Source organism: Rhodanobacter sp. Root480, assembly GCF_001426645.1.
In the GTDB taxonomy this organism is placed as follows: Bacteria; Pseudomonadota; Gammaproteobacteria; order Xanthomonadales; family Rhodanobacteraceae; genus Rhodanobacter; species Rhodanobacter ginsenosidimutans.
This window is the reverse complement of record NZ_LMEX01000001.1, coordinates 1,009,511-1,030,034: the sequence shown is the minus strand read 5'-3', so window position 1 is coordinate 1,030,034 and position 20,524 is coordinate 1,009,511. Positions and strand designations below refer to the sequence as shown.

The following is a 20,524-nucleotide window of genomic DNA, read 5'->3' as shown; positions in this document are numbered from 1 at the left end:
GCGCGTGCGCACGGAGTGGGCAAACGCCGCGCGCGCCGGAGCAGGGCGCTGGTTGCGCCGCTGGCAGAACGTGCTGGCGGCGCTGGGGCTGATCGCGGCGATCCTGATCGGCTGCCGGTTGTGGCCGCATCCGTCGTTGCGCGACGCGTTGCCGCGATCGACCGCGATCCATGACGACACCGGCCGCCTGCTGCGGCTGACTCTGGCCAGCGATGACCAGTACCGGCTGTGGACACCGCTGGCGGAAATTTCCCCGCAGTTGGTCGACGCCACGCTGATGCACGAGGACCAGTGGTACTGGTGGCATCCGGGTTTCAACCCGTGGGGGCTGCTGCGCGGGGCGTGGATCACCTACGTGCGCCACGGACATCCGCAAGGCGGTTCCACCATCACCATGCAACTTGCCCGGCTGCTGTATCGGCTGGATACGCGCACGCCGCTGGGCAAGCTGCATCAGGTGGCGTTGGCGCTGCGGCTGGAGCTGTTCCATTCGAAGAAGGACATCCTGGCCGCGTATCTCAACAGCGCGCCTTACGGCGGCAATATCCAGGGCGTCGGCGCGGCGAGCGTGGTGTATTTCGAGAAGTCCGCCGCCCGGTTGAGCCTGCCCGAGGCGCTGACGCTGGCGGTGATTCCGCAGGACCCGTCGCGCCGGCTCGACGCGCGCCACGGTCCGGAGGCCACCGTGGTGGCGCCGCGCCTCGCCGCCGCACGCGACCGGTTGTTTCAGCGCTGGCTGCGCAAGCATCCGGATGACGCCAGGTGGCGCGCGGTCTTCCGCATGCCGCTGGCGTTGCACACCATCGCGCAGCTGCCGTTCGAGGCGCCGCACGCGGTCGATCAGTTGATTGCCGGCGCGAACGCGCGGGGCGAGCCGCTGCCGTCGCAGGTGCGCAGCACCATCGACCTCGGCCTGCAGCAATTGCTGGAACGGCAGGTGCGCGATTACGTGCAGCACATGGCTGGCGTGGGCGTGCGCAACGCCAGCGCCATGCTCGTCGACACCCGCAGCATGGACGTCAAGGCGCTGGTGGGTTCGGTCGATTATTTCAACAAGGACATCCACGGCCAGGTCAACGGCACGCTGGCATCGCGTTCGCCCGGTTCCACCCTGAAACCCTTCATCTACGGGCTGGGGCTGGATCAGGGTGTGCTGGGGCCACAGACCGTGTTGCGCGATGTGCCCAGCTCGTTCGGGCCGTACACGCCGGAAAATTTCGACGGGCGTTTCCTTGGGCCGGTGACGGCCACCCAGGCGCTGATCCACAGCCGCAACATTCCTGCGGTGTGGGTCGATGCGCAATTGCGCGATCCGGACCTGTACGGCTTCCTGCGCCAGGCTGGCGTGCAGAACCTGGCCAGCGAGCAGCACTACGGCCTGGCGCTGGTGCTGGGCGGCGGCGACGTGACCATGCAGGACCTGGCGCGCATGTATGCGCTGCTGGCCAATCGCGGTGTGCTGAAGCCGTTGCGCCTGCGTCAGGACGTGCCAGCGGTGCCGGGCAAGCGGCTGCTGAGCGAGGCGGCCAGCTTCATCGTCACCGACATGCTGGAGCAGAACCCGCGACCGGGCACCACCTTCGGCAGCCGGCCCGCCGCCGCGCCGGTGTTCTGGAAGACCGGCACCTCATGGGCGTTCCACGACGCCTGGACGGCGGGCGGTTTTGGCCCCTACGTGCTGGTGGTGTGGGTGGGCAATTTCGACAGCACGCCGAACCCGGCGTTCGTGGGCATCGATGCGGCAGCGCCGCTGTTCTTCCGCATCCACGACGCGTTGCTGGCCGGCCATCCGCAGCTACGCCCGCCATCACGCTCGTTGCCCGACGGCCTGAAGCGTGTGCGCGTGTGCCTGGCCACGGGCATGCTGCCCAGCCGCTGGTGTCCGGCGACCGGCGAGACCTGGTTCATCCCCGGCGTCTCCCCGATCAAGGTGGGCAATGTGTATCGGCCGGTGGTGATCGACAACGCCAGCGACCTGCCGGCGTGCCCGCCGTACGCCGGCAGGTCGACTCGCACCGAGGTGTTCCAGTACTGGCCTTCGGATCTCGCCGCGGTGTTCGCCCGTGCCGGCATCCCGATCCGCAAGCCGCCGCACAATCCTGCATGCGCCAACGCGGGCCAGGCGCAAGGCGATCCGCCGGCGATCACCTCACCGTTGCGCGGTGCGTCCTACGCGCTGCGGCTGGATCGTCCCGAGGGCAATGCCGTGGTGCTCGCGGCCACCAGCGACGCCGACGTGCGTGCGCTGTACTGGTTCGTCAACGACGCCTATATCGGCCGCGCCACGCCCGCGCATGCGTTGACGTGGCAGCCGGTGCAGGCGGGCACGTATCAATTGCGCGTGGTGGACGACCACGGCCGCAGCGACGCGCGCAGCCTGGAGGTCGGCGTGGTGCAGTAGCTCATTGCCGCGCCACAACGGCGCGGGACGCCGCCGCAAGGCCGAACGAGGCGACCACGCACCAGCCGGCCATCCACAGCATCTGCGTCGGCAGCGCCACGCCAAGATCGATGAAGGCGCCGCTGATGCCAGGCCCCAGTGCCGTGGACAGCACCATGGCCGACACGATGATCGCGCGGATGCCGCCGAGGTTGGCGGCGCCGTAGACCTCCGGCCACAGCGCCCCCAGCAGCGTCTGGGTGAAGCCGCTGCTGATGCCGAGCAGAAACATGAAAAGGTAGATGCCCCAGACCGGCGTCAGCAGGCCAACCGCTGCCGAGGCGACGGCCAGCGGGATCAGGAAGAACGGCAGCAACCGCAGCGCGCCGAGCCGGTCGACGAGTTGACCGCATATCAGGCCGAACACCACGGTTGTCACCGCCATCACCGGGAAGGCGGCCGCGAAAACCAGCGCGTCGTAACCACGCAGTGCAATCAGGTAGCCCTGATGAAAGAAGATCGTGGTGCCGATGAAGGGCGGTGCCAGCACACCGCTCAGCAACAGGTAGAAGATGGGGTCACGGATCACTTCGGCGCGCGTCCAGTGGCGTGTCATTCGCGCGCCGTCCGCCTGGTATTCGGTCGAATGCGGTACGCGCTCGGTGGCTAGCAGCCGGAGCACCGATGGATAGCCGACCAGCATCAACACGATGGCCGAAGCGATCCATGGCAACCGCCAGCCACCCACGTCCCGCAACAGCACCACCGCCACCGGCAGCAACGCCGAGCCCACCTGCACGCCGAGCACCACCAGCGCCATCGCGCGGCCCCGGTTGGCCACGAACCAGCGGCCGGTTTCGGTGTAGGCGATCTCGGTCATCATGCCCTGGCCGAACAGGCGCAGCAGATAAAGCGCAAGCGCCACCACGGCGAGATGCGGAGCCAGTGCCAGCAACACGCAGGCGCCCGCCAGACACGGGATGGTGAAACGCGCGACCTTCCATCCCGGCATCAGGTCAAGGGTGCGGCCGAGCCAGGGCAGGGTGATCGCGCTCATCAAGGTCGCGGCCATGTACAGGCCGCCGAACTCGCCACCGGAAAGATCGAACTGCTCGCGCAGGTCGTTGCCGGACAGCCCCACGAAAAATGTCTGGCCGAACGAGGAAAACAGGGTCAGCAGAAAGCAGCCACCGATCCAGCGGATGTTGCTGGTCGCGAAGCGCACGTTGTCGGCGATCAGGGTGCGCATGAGTCCACGGGGCAGGTTGGGAGGAAGGCGTTATCGACGGGTCGGACGAGGATGCGCGGAACGCGCCGTTCCATACGGACCGTCACCCACCGCGGGTTGAAGCTGCAACGCGCTATGAGCCACTCCCCTTGCACCGACCCGCCGCCCAGGTCTTGCTGTCTTCGAGCGCGGCTGCGAGGCTCGCCGATTCGATCCTGGGCTCATGGGCATGGCGGCGTACTTCATCCGCGATGATGGTGAAATCCTTTTTCAGGCGCTCGGAATGAAAGTGCTCGGCCACCTTGCCGGTGGCACGGGCCAGTTCGATGCGCGATGCCGGGGTGGTGGCGATGCTGCCGGGTTCCGCCAGGGGTGTAAGCGGCAGCGTGGCCGGAATCAGCAGCACGCAGTCGTCGAAATCCTCGGGGTCGATGCTGCGCAGGTCGTGCGCCATGCGCTCGTCTTCCTCGGGGGAATAATCGGGATTGTTCAGCGCGTTCAATGCCGAAATTTTCGCGGCGTGCTGTTTGTAGAAATTGATGTTGCGCGGGTCGACGGATGCCGCGCCAGGCATGGTCGAGGCCCACTTGGTTCCGGCCATCCGTACCTGCGCGCCGGCATGGGCCAGGGTGGTCATGGCAAGCAGGTAGCTCTTTCCCGTGAAGCCATGCCGCGCGAGCATCGCGCGGGTGTCGGGATCGGCGTCCATCCGGCTCGCCATCGATGCGAGCGTGGGCACACCGGTGTCGTCGTCATCGTCGCTGTCGTCTTCGTCGTTGCCGGGGTGGGCTTTCTCGAAGGCCCCGCGTTCCCTGGCGAAGGCGATCATGCGGTCGAGCAGGTCATCCGACAGCAACAGGTGCTGGGTGGCGGACGATGACACCAACGGCGCTGCCTGTGCGGTTTGCCCATACCCGCCGCCGATGAGCAGCAGGGCGAGGGTGAGCAGGGTCGGCATCCAGCGGGTTGTCATCGGCGTTCTCCAGTCCGGGTAGAACCTTTCATCCTATAAGACCCCGGAAACATCGGCATCCTTGCCACGGCCGCAGGGGAACCTCGCCCGATGGGTCACACTCAATGAATCAGGCTCAATGAATCAGGCCGACAGGATGTCGTGGATCTTTCGCCGCAGCACATCCAGCGAGAACGGTTTGGTGAGGATATGCATCCCAGGCTCCAGGTGGCCATTGCCCACGACGGAGTGTTCGGCATAGCCGGTCATGAACAGGACTTTCAACCCGGGGCGGACGGTGCGGGCGGCGTCGGTCATCTGCCGACCATTCAGCGTGCCGGGAAGGCCGACGTCGGTGATCAGCAGGTCGATGGTGGCCGCCGACTGGAGGATGCGCAGGCCGGCGCTGCCGTCCGCGGCGTGCAGCGTGCGGAAGCCCGACTCCGTCAGCAGTTCGCAGACCAGTTCGCGGATCGAGGGTTCGTCCTCGACCACCAGGACTGTCTCGCGGCGCGGGGTGGCTGCCGGCAGGCGTCCGGGCTGGCTGGGCTCGGCCTCGTGCGGCGCTTCGAGGTGGCGTGGCAGGTAGATGGTGAACGCCGAACCTTTGCCGGGTTTGGAGTGAATCCTCACCTGGCCGCCGGATTGGCGGGCGAAGCCGTAGATCATCGACAGGCCCAGCCCGGTGCCCTGGCCGATCGGCTTGGTGGTGAAGAAGGGGTCGAAGACGCGCGCGATCACTTCGGGCGTCATGCCGCTGCCGGTGTCGGTGACGCGCAACGACACGTATTCCCCGGGCTGGAGGTCGAAGGCCGCCGCCGCGGCGGGATCATCGAGCGTGCGGTTGGCGGTTTCAATCGTGAGGTGGCCGCCGTCGGGCATCGCGTCGCGGGCGTTGATGCACAGGTTGAGCAGCGCATTCTCCAACTGCGGGGGGTCCACCCTGCACAGCCACAAGGTGTCGGCTTCGACCACTTCCAGCTGCACCGGCGGGCCGATGGTGCGGCGTATCAGCTCTTCCATGCCGGCTACCAGCCGGTTGATGTCGGTGGGGCGCGGGTCCAGCGTTTGCTGGCGGGAAAAGGCCAGCAGGCGCTGGGTGAGCGAGGCGGCGCGGCGCACCGCGGTGTCGCCGATTTCAAGCAGGCGTGGCAGATCCTCGATCTTGCCTTGCTCCAGTTTCATCCGGGCGACTTCCAGCGCGCCCATGATGCCGCCCAGCAGATTGTTGAAGTCGTGGGCAATGCCGCCCGTGAGCTGGCCCACGGCTTCCATTTTCTGTGCCTGGCGCAACGCCGCCTCGGTGCGCGCCAGTGATTCGGCGGCCTGTTTTTCGGCGGTGACGTCGCGCGCGCTGCAGTAGATCTTGTCGTCTTCGGGAATGGCTACCCACGACAGCCAGCGGTAGCCGCCATCGGCGTGGCGATAGCGGTTTTCGAAGCTGAGCGCCGGCTCGCCCAGTTCCAGGGCGCGGCTGAACGCGCGCCGGTTGCGCTCCAGGTCGTCCGGATGCAGGAAGTCGAAAAACGGGGTGGAGGCGATGGTTTCCTCGGGCCAACCCAGCACGCGCTGCCAGGCGGGATTGGAAAGCTCGAAAATGCCCTCGGCATTGAGCACGCCCATGATGTCGGTGGTCAATTGCCAGGTGCGCGCACGGCCATGCATGCGCTGCGCCACTTGTTGTTCCAGGTCACTGTTGATCGCGCGCAACCTGATTTCGCTGGCGCGCAGTGCCTTTTCCGCCAATGCCCGCTCGGTGACATCGGTGCCTTCGACGAAGATGCCGGTGACCCTGCCGGCATCGTCCCTGATCGGCTGATACACGAAGTCGAGATAGCGCTGGCTGATCGGCGCGCCCGGTGCCGGTTGCATGGCGAAGGGCGTGGCCGTGGCCACGTACGACTGGCCGCTGACGTAGACGATGTCCAGCAGGTCGACGAAGCCCTGGCTGGCCGCGTCGGGCAGGGCTTCGGCCACCGTGCGGCCCAGCAGCGGACGGCCGCCGATCAGCCGCATGTAGCCGGGGTTGGCCAATTCGACGACATGGTTGGGCCCGCGCAGCATGGTGATGAACGAGGGGGTCTGTTCGAACAACTCGGCCAGCCGCTGGCGCTCCTCCAGGGCACGCCGGGACACCAGCACCTGCTCGGTGGTTTCCGTGCACACCACCAGCACGCCGCCGACGTCGCTGTCGGCGTTTTCATCATCGATCGGGCTGTAGCTGTAGGTCCAGTAGGTGTCCTCGTCGCGGCCATCGCGTTGCATCACCAGGCGCTGGTTTTCGTGCCAGGTGGCGCTGCCGCCGCGCATGACCTGGGCGATCTGCGCACCGATGTCGTCCCAGATCTCGGGCCACACCTGCCGCCCCGGTTTGCCCAGCGACGAAGGATGGCGCTCGGTCGTGAGCGTCTCCCGATAAGCGTCGTTGTAGAACCAGAACGCCTCGCCGCCCCAGAACACGCACATCTGGTGGCGCGAATTGAGCATCGAGCGAAGGCTGGTACGCAGCGACTGCGGCCAGCCCTCCGGCCGGCCCAGCGGATGGTGCGACCAGTCATGGGCACGCATCAACGCACCCATCTCGCCGCCACCCGACAAGAAGGAGACTTCCGCCATGAACCCCCCAGTGCTGCGTCGACCAATAACCACGGATCGTGCCGTCTTCTGCGCAGGCTGGCAATGACGCGTGGATGGACTTGCCTGGTAGCGCGCGTTTGATACGGGACACGCACGGCAAAACCGCTACGTCGGCTTGCGGGCTCCGCGCTCCGCGGCTGCTGAGCGCAGCGCCGCAATGAAGTTTTCGGCCAGCGGGTTGACCACGTTGCGCAGACGCAGGATGCCCAGCTCGATGAAGGCCGGTTTGCCGCGCAGCGGCCGGTAACGCACGCCGGGACGTTGCAGGTTGCGCACCGACGAAGGTACCAGCGCGAAGCCCATGCCGCTGGAGACCAACCCGATCACCGTCTGCATCTGCCGCGCGTGCTGGGTGATCTGCGGGGCGAAGCCGGACGCGTGGCAATGACTGATGGTGAGGTCGTACAGGCCGGAGGCGACCTCGCGTGGCGGTACGATGAAGCTGGCCTTCGACAGGCTGCGCAGGCTGATCGGCCCGTCGCCTTTCGCTGCGGGGGCGTCGGCGGGTGCGGCGAGCACCAGCTCCTCGCGCATCACGCCCTTGAACGCCAGGTCCGGCTCGTTGACGGGCGCCAGGGCGATGCCCAGGTCGAGCCGCGCCGCGCGCAATTCGCGGATCTGTGCATCCGTCGTCAACTCGTGCAACTGCACTTCCACCATCGGAAAGCGGGTGCGGAAGCTTTTCAGCGCCGGCGGCAGGATGCCGTAATCGGCGATCGACACGAAGCCGATCGAGAGCATGCCGATGTCGCCGCGCTCGGTCTGCACCGTCTTCACCCGGGCATGTTCCAGCCGCGCCAGCACTGCCTGCACTTCGTCGTAGAACACCGCGCCGGCCGTGGTCAGCACCACGCCGCGATTGCTGCGTTCCAGCAGCTGCACGCCCAGCTCGTTCTCCAGATTCCGGATCTGGGTCGACAGAGGTGGTTGCGATACATGCAGCCGTTCGGCGGCGCGGGAGAAGCCGCCTTCCTCGACGATGGCGGCAAAGTAGCGAAGCTGGCGCAGTTCCACTATTCGTATGTCGTATGGCTGGACTCCACGTATTGTATTGGACGGTATGGAGGTCGCCAAGCAGAATGGGCGTTCGCCCAGCAGCCACCGCCATCAGGGGAAATCCATGCCCGCTTATCGTTCCCGTACCAGCACCGCCGGCCGCAACATGGCCGGCGCCCGCGCGCTCTGGCGCGCCACCGGCATGAAGGATGGCGACTTCCAGAAGCCGATCATCGCGGTGGCCAACTCGTTCACCCAGTTCGTGCCCGGCCATGTGCACCTGAAGGACATGGGCCAGCTGGTGATCGAGGAGATCGAGCGGGCCGGCGGCGTCGGCAAGGAGTTCAACACCATCGCCGTCGATGACGGCATCGCGATGGGCCACGATGGCATGCTCTACAGCCTGCCATCGCGCGACATCATCGCCGACAGCGTGGAGTACATGTGCAACGGCCATACCGCCGACGCGCTGGTGTGCATTTCCAATTGCGACAAGATCACCCCCGGCATGCTGATGGCGGCGCTGCGGCTGAACATCCCGGTGGTGTTCGTTTCCGGTGGTCCGATGGAAGCGGGCAAGACCAGGCTGGCCGGCAAGGAGGTCGCGCTGGACCTGATCGACGCGATGGTGGCCGCCGCCGACGACAGCGTGTCCGACGCCGACGTGCTGGCCATCGAGAGTTCCGCCTGTCCCACCTGCGGTTCCTGCTCGGGCATGTTCACCGCCAACTCGATGAACTGCCTCACCGAGGCACTGGGCCTGTCGTTGCCGGGCAACGGTTCGCTGGTGGCCACGCATGCCGATCGCGAACAGCTGTTCCGCAAGGCCGGTCGCACGATTGTGGAGCTGGCCCGCCGCTATTACGAAACGGATGACGAACGCGCGTTGCCGCGCAATATCGCCAGCAAGGCCGCGTTCGTGAATGCGATGTCGCTGGATATCGCGATGGGCGGCTCGACCAACACCGTGCTGCACCTACTGGCGGCGGCGCAGGAGGGCGGCGTCGACTTCACCATGAGCGATATCGACCGGCTCTCGCGCAAGGTACCCAACCTGTGCAAGGTGGCACCGTCGAGCAGTTACCACCTGGAGGACGTGCATCGCGCCGGTGGCGTGATGGCGATCCTGGGCGAGATGGATCGCGCGGGTCTGATCGATACATCCGTCCCCACGGTGCACAGCCCGTCGCTGGCCGAGGCGCTGGAAACGTGGGATGTGGCGCGCACGAACGATGCCGCGGTGCAGGAGTTTTTTCGTGCCGGCCCGGCGGGCATCCGCACCCAGACCGCGTTTTCGCAGAGCTGCCGCTACGACGCGCTGGATACCGACCGCGAGTCCGGCTGCATCCGTTCGCGTGAATTCGCCTACAGCCAGGATGGCGGCCTGGCGGTGCTCTACGGCAACCTCGCCGAGCGCGGCTGCATCGTGAAAACCGCCGGCGTCGACAAGAGCATCCTCGCCTTCAGCGGCCCTGCGGTGGTGCTCGAAAGCCAGGATGCGGCGGTGGCGGCCATCCTCAGCGGTTTTGTGAAAGCCGGCGACGTCGTCGTCATCCGCTACGAAGGCCCGCGCGGCGGACCGGGCATGCAGGAGATGCTGTACCCGACCAGCTACCTGAAATCCAAGGGACTGGGCAAGGCTTGCGCCCTGATCACCGACGGCCGTTTCTCCGGCGGCACCGCCGGGTTGTCGATTGGCCATGTGTCGCCCGAAGCGGCCGAGGGCGGCAACATCGGCCTGGTGCAGACTGGCGACACCATCGTGATCGACATCCCCAACCGCATCGTGCGTTTCGAGGTCAGCGACGAGGAACTGGAACGCCGGCGTGCGGCCCAGGCGGCGAAGGGCTGGCGACCGGCATTGCCGCGCAAGCGCAAGGTCAGCGCCGCGCTGAAGGCGTACGCCAAGCTGGTGACCAGCGCCGACAAGGGTGCCGTGCGCGATCTGGATCTGCTGCAGGATTGAGCGACGGCCCACGCCCGCGCGCGACGGCGGTGACCGGCCCCGAAGGGCCGCCGCGGGCGTGATGCAACGGATCTGTGCGTGCTCCCGCGGTGCTTCGACTTTGCCCGCGTCGCGGGTTACGCTCAGTGGGAACGGTCGGCATGGACAGGCGGAGCGACGCCTTCCATCGTCGGTTTTTTTTGGCCGGTGCCGCCGTCGCATCGACTCAACGGGGATATCTGCAATGCCACAAAAACCTGCACGACGCTGGCACCTTTTTTCGCTGTCCGTCCTGATGACACTGGGGATGGGCCAGGCACTGGCCGCCGACGTATCCGTGAGCGGCAGCCTCGAGGCCGGCAAGCCCGGCGCCGTGGTCTCGCGCCATCTGTTCGGTCAGTTCGCGGAACACCTGGGCACGGGCATCTATGGCGGCCTGTGGGTCGGGCCGGATTCGTCCATCCCGAATACGGACGGCTATCGCAACGATGTGATCAAGGCGCTGAAGGCCCTGCATGTACCCAACGTGCGCTGGCCCGGCGGTTGTTTCGCGGATGAATACCACTGGCGCGACGGCGTGGGCCCCAAGAGCAAGCGCCCGACCAGCGTCAACACCAACTGGGGTGGCGTGACCGAGTCGAATGCGTTCGGCACGCACGAGTTCATGAACTTCGTGGAGCTTATCGGCAGCGAGGCTTACGTGGCCGGCAACGTGGGCAACGCGCCGCCTGAGGAAATGGCGCAGTGGGCCGAGTACATGACCGCCACCGGCAAATCGACACTGGCCCAGGAGCGCGTCGCCAACGGCCGCGAAAAGCCCTGGAAAGTGCCGCTGTTCGGTATCGGCAATGAGTTGTGGGGTTGCGGCGGCAACATGCGCGCGGAGTACGCGGCGGATCTGTACCGGCGCTACCAGACCTTCGTGAAAGTGCCCGCCGGCGAGACCATGTTGAAGATCGCGCCCGGCGCCAACGGTGACGACTATCACTGGACCGAGGTGATGATGCGCGAGGCCGGCAAGCTGATGGACGGCCTCAGCATGCATTTCTACACCGTGGCCGGTGGCTGGCCGCCGAGCCAGTCGTCCACCGATTTCGACAACAAGGGCTGGATCCAGACCTTGTCCGAAGCACTGCGGATGGATGACCTGATCACCCGCCACAGCGCGGTGATGGACAAGTACGATCCGGAAAAGAAAGTGGCCCTGGTGGTGGACGAGTGGGGCACCTGGTATGCGCCGCTCCCGGGCACCAACCCCGGCTTCCTGCAGCAGCAGAACACGCTGCGTGATGCGCTGGTTGCCTCGTTGACGCTGGACATCTTCACCCACCACGCCGATCGCGTGCGGATGGCCAACATCGCGCAGATGATCAACGTGCTGCAGGCGATGATCCTCACCGACGGCCCGCGCATGCTGCTGACGCCCACCTACCACGTGTTCGCCATGTATCTGCCGTACCAGGACGCCACCGAACTGCCGTTGCAGCTCGACACGCCGAAGTACACGCTCGACGGTATTTCGGTACCCGAGGTGCACGGCTCCGCGGTGCGGGCGAAGGACGGCCATGTCTACGTGGCGCTGACCAACCTCGACCCGGCTCGCGCCGCGCAGGTTCAGGTGAAGGTGCAAGGCCTGCAGGCGAAGGGTGTCAGCGGGCAGATCCTCACCGCGCCGAAGATCACCTCGCGCAACACCTTCGACCAGCCCAACGCGGTGAAGCCGGCGGCCTTCAACGGCGCGCGCGTGCAGGGTGACCAATTGAAGGTCGCGCTGCCGGCCAAGTCGATCGTGATGCTGCAATTGCGCTGAGGCGTACAACCGTGACGGCGACGGAATCACCGTAGCCGTCGACCTGATGCAGGAAAGCCCGGCCATGCTGCGCCGGGCTTTCTTTTTTGCGGGTGACGCGATGTCAGTCGCGCGATTTGGCCACGATGCTGCCATCACCCGGATCGACCAGCAGATCGACGGCGGTGCCGTGGTGGGTGGAGGCGTCAGCGCTCCACAGGCCGTGTTCGTATTCCACGTCGTGGACTTTTTCATAGCCCGCGGCGGCCAGCTTGGCTTTCACCTCGTCCTCGTTGAGTTTGGAAGGCGCGTCGCTGACGTAGACCCTGCCGGTCTCCGGACCCACCGCGATCTCCACCCATTGCTTGTTGCCGCCGCGTGCTTCGCTGCGCCACACGCCATCCTTGAATTCCAGGTCCTTGACCTCCTTGTAGCCCGCATTGGCGACCGCCGTCTTGATGGCCTCCTCGCTCAACGCGCCGGCGGGCGGCTCAGTGCTCCAGGTGGATGCACTGGTAGTGGTCTGGGTGGTGGTTGTCTGCGACTGGGTAGTGACAGGTGGATCCTGCGCCAGGGCCACACTGCAAACCGACAGTCCAATCAGTAGGGGAAGCGTGCGCTTGATCATCGATAACTCCTTTCTCGGGTTGGCACTACAGATGGCGTGCCGGCTGGCCGGCGTCGCCCAAGTCATGGGAGTGCTGGAAAGCTGCTCCGCAATGACTTGATCGAACCATCTTGTGCGCAATGCAGCGTGAAGGCCGCGGCGCCAACGTCGTCTGGAGGTGAAGCCGGAACCTTCCCGCGAACCTGCAACCGCCTGATGTCCCTGTTCAGCGCTTCAAGATAGGCGCAAAACATGTTGGACATATCCATGTGGTGCTGGCCGGTAAAATGATGGTCCCGCCATCGCTCCGGCCGTATCGCCATGTACCGTGTCATCCGTGTCCGTCTGCTCGTCGCCGCCCTTGGCCTGATTGTCGCGTTGCCATCGGCAGCGGCCGGGCAGGCGACCCCCACCATCGGCCAGCAACGCGAGCAGGTGCTGTTCTGGCCGCAGGCGCAGCGCGAGGCGCAATTCCGCCAGATGGCCACGCTGTTTCCCAGCGACCTTGCGCCGCACGGCACGCATGTCCACGAACTGCCACCAGGCAAGCCTTTGCCGCTCGGTGGATCTACGTCGCTGGCGAGTTACATGGAGCAGCACCATCTTGCCGGCGTGATGGTGCTGCAGCACGGACGCGTTCGCCTCGAGCGTTACGCGTTGGGCTTCGGGCCGCAGCAGCGGTGGGAGTCGTTCTCGGTGGCCAAGTCGGTCACCTCCGCCTTGCTGGGCATCGCGCTCCAGCGCGGCGAAATCCACAGCCTGCACGACACGCTGGGCACCTATATTCCGGAGCTGCGCGACAGCGCCTACGCCGACGTCACGGTGCAGCAGTTGCTGACGATGACCTCCGGCGTGCAGTGGGACGAGGATTACGCGGACCCCAAATCGGATGTGGCGCAGATGTACCTCGGCGCCTGCATCGACGGCCAGGCGCATGTGCTGTCGTACCTGCGCAAGCAGCCACGGCAATGGCCCGCCGGCACGCACTGGAACTACAACACCGCTGAAACCGACCTGCTCGGCATCCTGGTGCAGCGGGCCACGCACCGTTCGCTGGCGGCCTACCTGTCGCAGACGATCTGGAAGCCGTACGGCATGGCGTCGGACGCCACCTGGATCAAGGACGAATGCGATGGCAGCGATACCGGCGGCAGCGGCCTGTCGGCCACGTTGGGCGATTACGCGCGGCTGGGCCAATTCATGCTCGACGGCGGTCGCGTCGACGGCAAGCCGGTGGTGGCGTTGGCCTGGCTCAAGGGCGCATTGCAACGCCAGGCCAGCGTCGACGCGCCGGACCGTGGCTACGGTTATCTGTGGTGGACGGATACCGACGGCAGCTATGCCGCCATCGGCATCTTCGGCCAGATGATCTACGTCGATCCCGCGCGCCAGCTGGTGATCGCCCAGGTGGGTGCCTGGCCGCACGCGACATCGGATGCGCTGGTCGCGGCGCGGCGTGCCTTCGTGGCGGCCGTCAAGGAATCGGTGGATGCGGAGGGAAAGCGGGTGGCGCACTGAAACCTGACGACGTGACTCGGGAGGGAGTCTGGCGTCAACGGGGACTGGTCGTCCGTTCTGAACGAATAGCCAGTCCCCGCGTGAACGATATGTCCACCGCCGAAATTCAACCTGCGGCGGATTACAAACAGGTTTCCTGGCCGCCTACCGAAGAACACATCATTGGGCGTGGATGTTCCTTCATGGGCTTCGGATCCATGCCCGGGGTTCGTTTGGTTTCCCTTTTTATCGCCTGGATTTTCCGATTGAACTTCTCATCCTTCTCGGAACCTGGACCCTCCGGCCTCACCAGCGTGAACTCGGCCTGGCCTCCGGAGGAGACCTCCACCTTTGCAGGGTAGGTTGCCTTGACTCCGCTGGACCAGACGGCGTTGCAGTTGCTCGCATCGACATAGGTCTCGTGTGGGACGGTGTTGTAAGGCAACGTTACTGGCGCATAGCCCTGATCGGCCCCATTGCAGACGACCCTGGCGCTTTGCGGTTTCGAATCAAGCTTGACCTGATATTTGGGCGAACATCCAACTGTCACGGAAACTGCTGCGAGTACTAGAACGATTTTGGTCTTGAGCACTGTATATCCTCCGATTCCTATGGACATGGAACTGCATCTAGCGAATGCAAATTGAAACACCCTGAGTTCAATTTTCTAATGCATCAGCGGATGAAAGCCGGGGTCAAGCCGCGATGAGGGGGTGAATTGGCGTTACACGTGCGGCACGCGGCCGTGCAAGTCTTCATGGGTCGTTGCACCGATTTCGACTGTAATGGAATTCCCCTCTCCCGCATCATAAACAATATCGATACTTCGCGTTACGACGTTATCGGGAACAGATAGTTCAACGCATGAGCTCAATGGCGAAATCGTGGTGTATCCCACGATTGGATACCCGACGCGAACGGTTTGGGCAGTAAATACGTCCAAAACCGTCGCCACGTCCGGGCGTTCACCCACGCCAGTTCGCGTGTGCATCCCAGAACGCCACCGCACGTCGATACGCCTCGCGATCGAGCGGTACGCCGGAACCGCCCTCGGCCACGCCGAGCGCATTGCGCAGCATGGTGATCGGCACCATCGGAATCTCTTCCGGCTCGGCGGTGTAGAGGCAGCCGACCACGCCCCAGTCGGCGTCGATGGGCGCGCCTTCCTTCGCCAGCTGTTCGCGGCTGTAAAGGATCGGCAGCAGGTAGTTGGCGACGGGTGGATCGATGCCTTCGAACCAGCGCACCAGAACCGGCAATTCATCGCGGCTGCGTGCCTCGTAGGCCGAGTGGAGCTGATGGCGGTTCGCATCGGTGATGGGCGTGGCGGTGCAGCGCGTGCTGGTCCAGTTGCGGTGCACGTGCAGCTTGCAGAACGGCGCGTAGCCATCCAGCACCTTCAGTGGCGGTTCGCTGGTGAGGTGTCGTTCGAACGCCTCGGCGCTGCAATCCTGGATGGCGCTGGGGCGGCGGTCGCGCGGAAACAGGCGGGTGCGGGCGAACGGGGTGAGGACGATGGACATGGCGGTCGCGGGTGATGGGTCAGCGCACGAGGATATCGCGACGCTGCTTCCACCAACGCGTTGCGCGTTCCCGGCCGCAGGGCTGCGGCGGGCTGAAGGCCGACTGGCGATGCGTGGAGCGGGAGTGGCACACTGCACCGCTTCAGCGCAAGCGGGGGCAACCATGTTTTTGCTCGACCACGTCTCCATCACGGTCAGGGATTTGGCGCGTTGTCGCCCGTTCTACGACGCCATCATGGGCGCCCTGGACGCCGCCAAGGTCTACGATCGCGAGGATGCGCTGGGGTACGGTGTCCGCTGCAGTGCCGCCGAAGACTCGCACACCTGTCTGGCGGTCTACGCCTCGGAAAACGCTGCGGCCGACCCTCGCCGTCACTGGTGTTTCAAGGCGGCCAGCCGCGCGCAGGTGCGCGCCTTCCATGAGGCCGGCCTTCGTCACGGCGGAGACGACGGCGGCGCTCCGGGCCTCCGTGCGCATTACCACGAGACATACTTCGGCGCGTTCCTGCTGGATCCCGAAGGCAACAAGGTCGAGGCGGTTTGCCACCGTGCGGAAGATCGGTGACGGCGGGCCCGGCGACAACATCAATGGCTGGCGTCAGCCGCGCCGCGTGACGCTTCGGTCGGCAGGTTGCGCGGGCTCATGCCACAAATTGCAGCCGCGCCAGCTCCGCATACAAACCGCCTTCGGCCAGCAGGCTTTCGTGCGTGCCTTGCGCCACGATGCGGCCGCCGTCCATCACCACGATGCGATCGGCGCGTTGCACGGTGGCCAGGCGATGGGCGATGACAAGGGTGGTGCGGCCTTTTTCCAGTCGCTCCAGTGCCTGCTGGATCGCCGCTTCGGATTGCGCATCCAGCGCCGAGGTGGCTTCGTCCAGCAACAGCAGCGGCGCGTCGCGCAGGATCGCGCGGGCGATGGCCACGCGCTGGCGCTGGCCGCCGGAGAGGCGTACGCCGCGCTCGCCCATCTCGGCGTCGTAGCCATTGTCCAGCGCGCTGATGAACTCATGCGCTTCGGCCGCCCTGGCGGCTTCGACGACTTCCGTATCGCCGGCATCCTGGCGACCGAAACGGATGTTGTCGGCGGCGCTGCCGCTGAAGATCACGGTTTCCTGCGGCACCAGCGCAATGGCGCCGCGCAGGTCGGGCAGGGCCAGCGCGCGCAGGTCGATGCCGTCGATCTTCACCGTGCCCGATTGCGGATCGTAGAAGCGCAGCAGCATGGCGAACACGGTGCTCTTGCCGGCGCCCGAGGGACCGACCAGGGCCACGGTTTCGCCGGGCTGCACGTCCAGCGTGAAATTTTCCAGCGCCGCGGCGTTGGGCCGGGTGGGGTAGTGGAAGGTGACGTCGTCGAACTGCAGCGTGCCGCGCATGGGGCTGGGCAGGGCCAGCGGCTGCTCGGGCGCGGTGACGCCGGGGCGCTCGGCCAGCAGCTCGCCGATGCGTTCCATCGCGCCGGCGGCACGCAGCACGTCGCCCCACACTTCCGACAAGCCGGCCACCGAGCCGGCCGCGAAGATCGCGTACAGCACGAACTGGCCCAGCACACCGGCATCCAGCGTGCCGGCCAGCACGTGGCGGGCACCGGCCCACAGCACCAGGGTGATGGCACCGAATACCAGCACGATCACCGACAACGTCAGCAGCGCACGCATGCCGATGCGTCGGCGCGCGGTGGCCAGTGCGCGGAAGATGGCGCTGGAGTAGCGGTGACTTTCGATCGTCTCGCGCGCGTACGCCTTCACCGCCGTGGAGGCATTCAGCGTTTCGTTGGCGATGGCGGCGGCGTCGGCCAGGCGATCCTGGCTGGCGCGCGACAGCTTCTGCACGCGGCGACCGAATACCAGGATCGGCAGCATCACCGCGGGAATCACCAGCGCGGTCAGTCCGGCCAGCGACGGCGCGGTCCACACCATCGCCACCGCGGCGCCCACCAGCATCACCGCGCTGCGCAGCGCCACCGACACGCCCGAGCCGACCAGCGCCTGCACTACCTCTGTGTCGGCGCTGAGGCGCGAGGTGAGTTCGCCCACGCGGGCTTTCTCGAAGAAGCTCACGTCCAGGCGGATCACATGGGCGTACAGCGCATCGCGCAGCGAAGCCAGTGCGCGCTCGCTGAGCAGGGTGATGCAGAAATAGCGCGCGGCGGTGGCGAAGGCCAGCACCAGTGCCACGCCGAACATGGCCAGGAAGGTTTCGTTGATCACCGCCAGGCTGGAGTTGCCGAAACCCTGGTCGATGATGTGGCGGAACGCCATCGGCAATACCAGCGACGCGCCCGACGACAGCGCCAGGAACAACAGCCAGCCGAACGCCAATGCCCTGTGCGGTTTGATGAAGGGCCACAGCTCGCGCAGCGCGCCGATGCGGCGGGAGGGTTTCGGCGTTTCGGCGGCGTCGCTCATGGAATCTCGCAGTGGCTGGAGGCGATGCGTGCCGGGCACGCCGTCATTGAAGTGGGGCGTGTGGGCGTTGATTCAATTGGTTGAGGCGGGATTGGGGATTGGGAATTCGTAAAAGCAGGAGTGCCCGTCTTAATCAAGGCGCTTCGCCGTGCTGCGGCCGCGAGTGATGTCGTTGATGCGGGCCTGCGCTTCGGCGACGTGGCTGTCCGGTAGGCGCAGTTGCAGGGTCACGCCGTCCGCGCCGAAGGTTTCCTGTTCGACTTCGGCCTGCAGTTCCTTCAGGCGCGCCTTCAGCAGGGCCAGCTCGGCGAAGTCGCAATGCAGCCCGAGCCGCGCCATCGCCACGATGGGTTGGCGTGGTGCCAGCCGCAGGCATTCGGCGGCCGTGCCACCGTAGGCGCGCACCAGGCCACCCGCGCCCAGCTTGGTGCCGCCGAACCAGCGGGTGACCACGACCACCACGTTGTCGATGCCCTGGCCCTCGATGGCTTGCAGGATCGGCCGGCCAGCGGTGCCGCCGGGTTCGCCGTCATCGTTGAAGCGGTATTCCTGCCCGATCCGGTAGGCCCAGCAGTTGTGCGTGGCGACCGGATCGCTCGCCTCGCGCAGGAAATCCAGTGCCTGCACCGCCGTGGCCACGGGCGCGGCCTGGGCCAGGAAGCGGCTTTTCCTGATCTCCTCGCTGTGGCGGCAGCGCTCGGTGAGGGCGTGAAGGGCTTCGCTCATCTGTCTATTGTCGCGGATGCATTTCGCGTCATGGGTCGTAGCGGCGGGCGATGGATCGCCGTGCGCGCGCGGCTTCCCTACAATCGGACGCTGATGGATTGCTGCTGGTCGCCATGATCTTCACTGCTCTTGCCGTTGCGCTGGTGCTTGCCTGCGTCTTGCGTTGGGTCCGCTGGCGTGGCTGCAGCCGCGTGGTATTCGCGCTGGCGCTAATCCTGTTTCTGCTGGCCGGAAGCGGTTTGTTGCCGATGCTCCTGCTGCAGCGATTGCAGGCGCCGTACGTGGTGCGACCGGCACCGGCATGGGCGTCCGACAATGCGATCGTGCTGTTGACCTCGGGCGCGGTGCCGGTTCCGGACGAACCGGTGGAGCCCGGTTTCGCCGCTTATGGCCGCATCGTGCAGGCCGCCACGATGTATCGCGATTGCACCAGCGCGGCGCGGCGCTGCACCGTGCTGGTGACCGGCGGCGACCCTTCGCTGCTGGGTACGCCGCTGGCGGTGACCTACGGCGCGGTGCTGCAACGACTCGGCGTGCCGGTGGCGGATCTGAAGCTAGAATCGCGCAGCCGCAACACCTGGCAGAACGCGCAATTCAGCCGACCGTTGTTGCAGGCGATCGGTGCGCAACGCATCTGGCTGGTGACGTCGGGCTTCCACCTGCAGCGCGGTTTGCTGTACTTCGCGCATTTCGGCATCCATCCAACCCCGGTCCGCGCCGATTACCTCGCCGCCACCTTCAGCCTGTGGCCCAGCGCCAGCAACCTGGTGCTGACGAACCTGGCGCTGCACGAGTACGCGGGTATCGCGCGCTATTACGTCTACAACGCGTTGGGCTGGAATGCGCCGCAAAGCATGGCGCTGGACGTCGCACCCGTGGTGGACGACGCGTCGGCGCCGAAGTGATCGTCAACCCGGTGTCCGTCGCCACGGAAAGCGGGGAGGTGTGTTTCAACGGTCGGCGGGATGAGCCAGCACCTGCTGGCGTTGTTGCCCCAGGCCTTCCACGCCCAGCTCGATCACGTCGCCGGCGCGCAGGTAGGTGGGCGGCTTCAGGCCAAGACCCACGCCGGCCGGGGTGCCCGAGCTGATCACGTCGCCGGGCAGCAGCGTCATGTAGCGGCTGATGTAGCTCACCAGATGCGCCACGCCGAACACCATCGTGCGCGTGCTGGCGTCCTGGTAGCGGTGGCCGTTGACCTCCAGCCACAGCGCCAGGTTCTGCGGGTCCGCCACTTCGTCGGCGGTGACCAGCCAGGGGCCGATCGGGCCGAAGGTGTCGCAGCTCTTGCCCTTCACCCACTGGCCGCCATGCTCCAGCTGGAACTCGCGTTCGGAGAGGTCGTTGACCACCGTGTAGCCAGCCACGTGGTTCAGCGCATCGTCGACGGATACGTCGCGGGCCACGTCGCCGATCACGATGCCCAGCTCCACTTCCCAGTCGGCCTTTACCGAGCCGCGCGGAAGGATCACATCGTCGTTGGGGCCGATGATGGCACTGGTGGCCTTCATGAAAAGCACCGGCTGCTCGGGCACCTTGGCACCGCTTTCGGCCGCATGGTCGGCGTAGTTCAGGCCCACGCAGATCATCTTGCCCACTTGCGCCACCGGCGTGCCGTAGCGGGGTGAACCCTCGACCAGCGGCAATCGCTCGGGATCCAGCGCGCCCAGCTGGCGCAGGCCGTGGCGGCTCAATACGGCGGCATCGATATCCGTCACGGCGGCGGAAAGGTCGCGCAGGCGGCCTTCGGTATCCAGCATGCCGGGCTTTTCGTGACCGGGGTTGCCATAACGCACGAGTTTCATCAGGAGTATTCCAGGGGTGGGGCCGGGC

16 protein-coding genes are annotated in these 20,524 nt (G+C 66.0%); 6 read left to right on the top strand and 10 right to left on the bottom strand.

Features of this window, described 5'->3' with window-relative positions; genetic code table 11:
- The first annotated feature begins 4 nt into the window (after window positions 1-4).
- The gene (gene pbpC / locus ASD22_RS04835) at window positions 5-2,401 is read left to right on the top strand and encodes a penicillin-binding protein 1C (RefSeq protein ID WP_235577524.1); all 2,397 of its coding nucleotides are present in this window, start codon (window positions 5-7) and stop codon (window positions 2,399-2,401) included.
- Window position 2,402: 1 nt separating this feature from the next.
- On the opposite strand, the gene ASD22_RS04830 is transcribed toward pbpC, so the two are convergent.
- From ASD22_RS04830 to ASD22_RS04815, 4 genes are all read right to left on the bottom strand, one after another.
- On the bottom strand, window positions 2,403-3,629 hold the full coding sequence (locus ASD22_RS04830; protein WP_056079616.1) for an MFS transporter: 1,227 nt from the start codon (window positions 3,627-3,629) through the stop codon (window positions 2,403-2,405).
- Window positions 3,630-3,741: 112 nt separating this feature from the next.
- On the bottom strand, window positions 3,742-4,581 hold the full coding sequence (locus ASD22_RS04825) for a hypothetical protein (RefSeq protein ID WP_056079613.1): 840 nt from the start codon (window positions 4,579-4,581) through the stop codon (window positions 3,742-3,744).
- 123 nt (window positions 4,582-4,704) lie between these two features.
- Complete coding sequence (locus ASD22_RS04820) at window positions 4,705-7,176, bottom strand: hybrid sensor histidine kinase/response regulator (protein WP_056079610.1); 2,472 nt, start codon at window positions 7,174-7,176, stop codon at window positions 4,705-4,707.
- A gap of 126 nt (window positions 7,177-7,302) precedes the next feature.
- On the bottom strand, window positions 7,303-8,211 hold the full coding sequence (locus ASD22_RS04815) for a LysR family transcriptional regulator (protein WP_056079607.1): 909 nt from the start codon (window positions 8,209-8,211) through the stop codon (window positions 7,303-7,305).
- 106 nt (window positions 8,212-8,317) lie between these two features.
- Between ASD22_RS04815 and ilvD the strand changes: the two genes are divergently transcribed.
- Entirely contained in the window at window positions 8,318-10,159 is a 1,842-nt protein-coding gene (ilvD, locus tag ASD22_RS04810; RefSeq protein WP_056080978.1) for a dihydroxy-acid dehydratase, read from the top strand.
- 223 nt (window positions 10,160-10,382) lie between these two features.
- Window positions 10,383-11,948 carry an alpha-L-arabinofuranosidase C-terminal domain-containing protein gene (locus ASD22_RS04805; RefSeq protein WP_056079604.1) on the top strand — a complete coding sequence of 522 codons (1,566 nt, stop codon included), beginning with the start codon at window positions 10,383-10,385 and terminating at the stop codon, window positions 11,946-11,948.
- A gap of 103 nt (window positions 11,949-12,051) precedes the next feature.
- Here the strand turns inward: ASD22_RS04805 and ASD22_RS04800 are convergent, their stop codons facing one another.
- Window positions 12,052-12,555 carry a PepSY domain-containing protein gene (locus tag ASD22_RS04800; protein WP_056079601.1) on the bottom strand — a complete coding sequence of 168 codons (504 nt, stop codon included), beginning with the start codon at window positions 12,553-12,555 and terminating at the stop codon, window positions 12,052-12,054.
- A 300-nt stretch (window positions 12,556-12,855) separates the two neighbouring features.
- Here ASD22_RS04800 and ASD22_RS04795 point away from each other — a divergent pair, with 300 nt between their 5' ends.
- Window positions 12,856-14,052 (top strand): serine hydrolase, encoded by a 1,197-nt coding sequence (locus tag ASD22_RS04795; RefSeq protein WP_056079598.1) that lies wholly within the window; start codon window positions 12,856-12,858, stop codon window positions 14,050-14,052.
- Between the two features lie 121 nt (window positions 14,053-14,173).
- Here ASD22_RS04795 and ASD22_RS16635 read toward each other — a convergent pair whose 3' ends face one another.
- Window positions 14,174-14,623 (bottom strand): hypothetical protein, encoded by a 450-nt coding sequence (locus tag ASD22_RS16635; protein WP_156458337.1) that lies wholly within the window; start codon window positions 14,621-14,623, stop codon window positions 14,174-14,176.
- A gap of 373 nt (window positions 14,624-14,996) precedes the next feature.
- Window positions 14,997-15,554 (bottom strand): DUF3228 family protein, encoded by a 558-nt coding sequence (locus ASD22_RS04790; protein ID WP_056079595.1) that lies wholly within the window; start codon window positions 15,552-15,554, stop codon window positions 14,997-14,999.
- Window positions 15,555-15,717: 163 nt separating this feature from the next.
- On the opposite strand from ASD22_RS04790, the gene ASD22_RS04785 reads away from it, so the two are divergent.
- The gene (locus ASD22_RS04785; protein WP_056079592.1) at window positions 15,718-16,119 is read left to right on the top strand and encodes a VOC family protein; all 402 of its coding nucleotides are present in this window, start codon (window positions 15,718-15,720) and stop codon (window positions 16,117-16,119) included.
- 76 nt (window positions 16,120-16,195) lie between these two features.
- Here ASD22_RS04785 and ASD22_RS04780 read toward each other — a convergent pair whose 3' ends face one another.
- Window positions 16,196-17,965 carry an ABC transporter transmembrane domain-containing protein gene (locus tag ASD22_RS04780; protein ID WP_056079589.1) on the bottom strand — a complete coding sequence of 590 codons (1,770 nt, stop codon included), beginning with the start codon at window positions 17,963-17,965 and terminating at the stop codon, window positions 16,196-16,198.
- Between the two features lie 129 nt (window positions 17,966-18,094).
- Window positions 18,095-18,691 carry a YigZ family protein gene (locus ASD22_RS04775; protein ID WP_056079586.1) on the bottom strand — a complete coding sequence of 199 codons (597 nt, stop codon included), beginning with the start codon at window positions 18,689-18,691 and terminating at the stop codon, window positions 18,095-18,097.
- 113 nt (window positions 18,692-18,804) lie between these two features.
- Here ASD22_RS04775 and ASD22_RS04770 point away from each other — a divergent pair, with 113 nt between their 5' ends.
- Entirely contained in the window at window positions 18,805-19,596 is a 792-nt protein-coding gene (locus ASD22_RS04770; RefSeq protein ID WP_056080975.1) for a YdcF family protein, read from the top strand.
- Between the two features lie 45 nt (window positions 19,597-19,641).
- On the opposite strand, the gene ASD22_RS04765 is transcribed toward ASD22_RS04770, so the two are convergent.
- Window positions 19,642-20,496 (bottom strand): fumarylacetoacetate hydrolase family protein, encoded by an 855-nt coding sequence (locus ASD22_RS04765; RefSeq protein ID WP_056079583.1) that lies wholly within the window; start codon window positions 20,494-20,496, stop codon window positions 19,642-19,644.
- Between the last annotated feature and the right edge of the window lie 28 nt (window positions 20,497-20,524).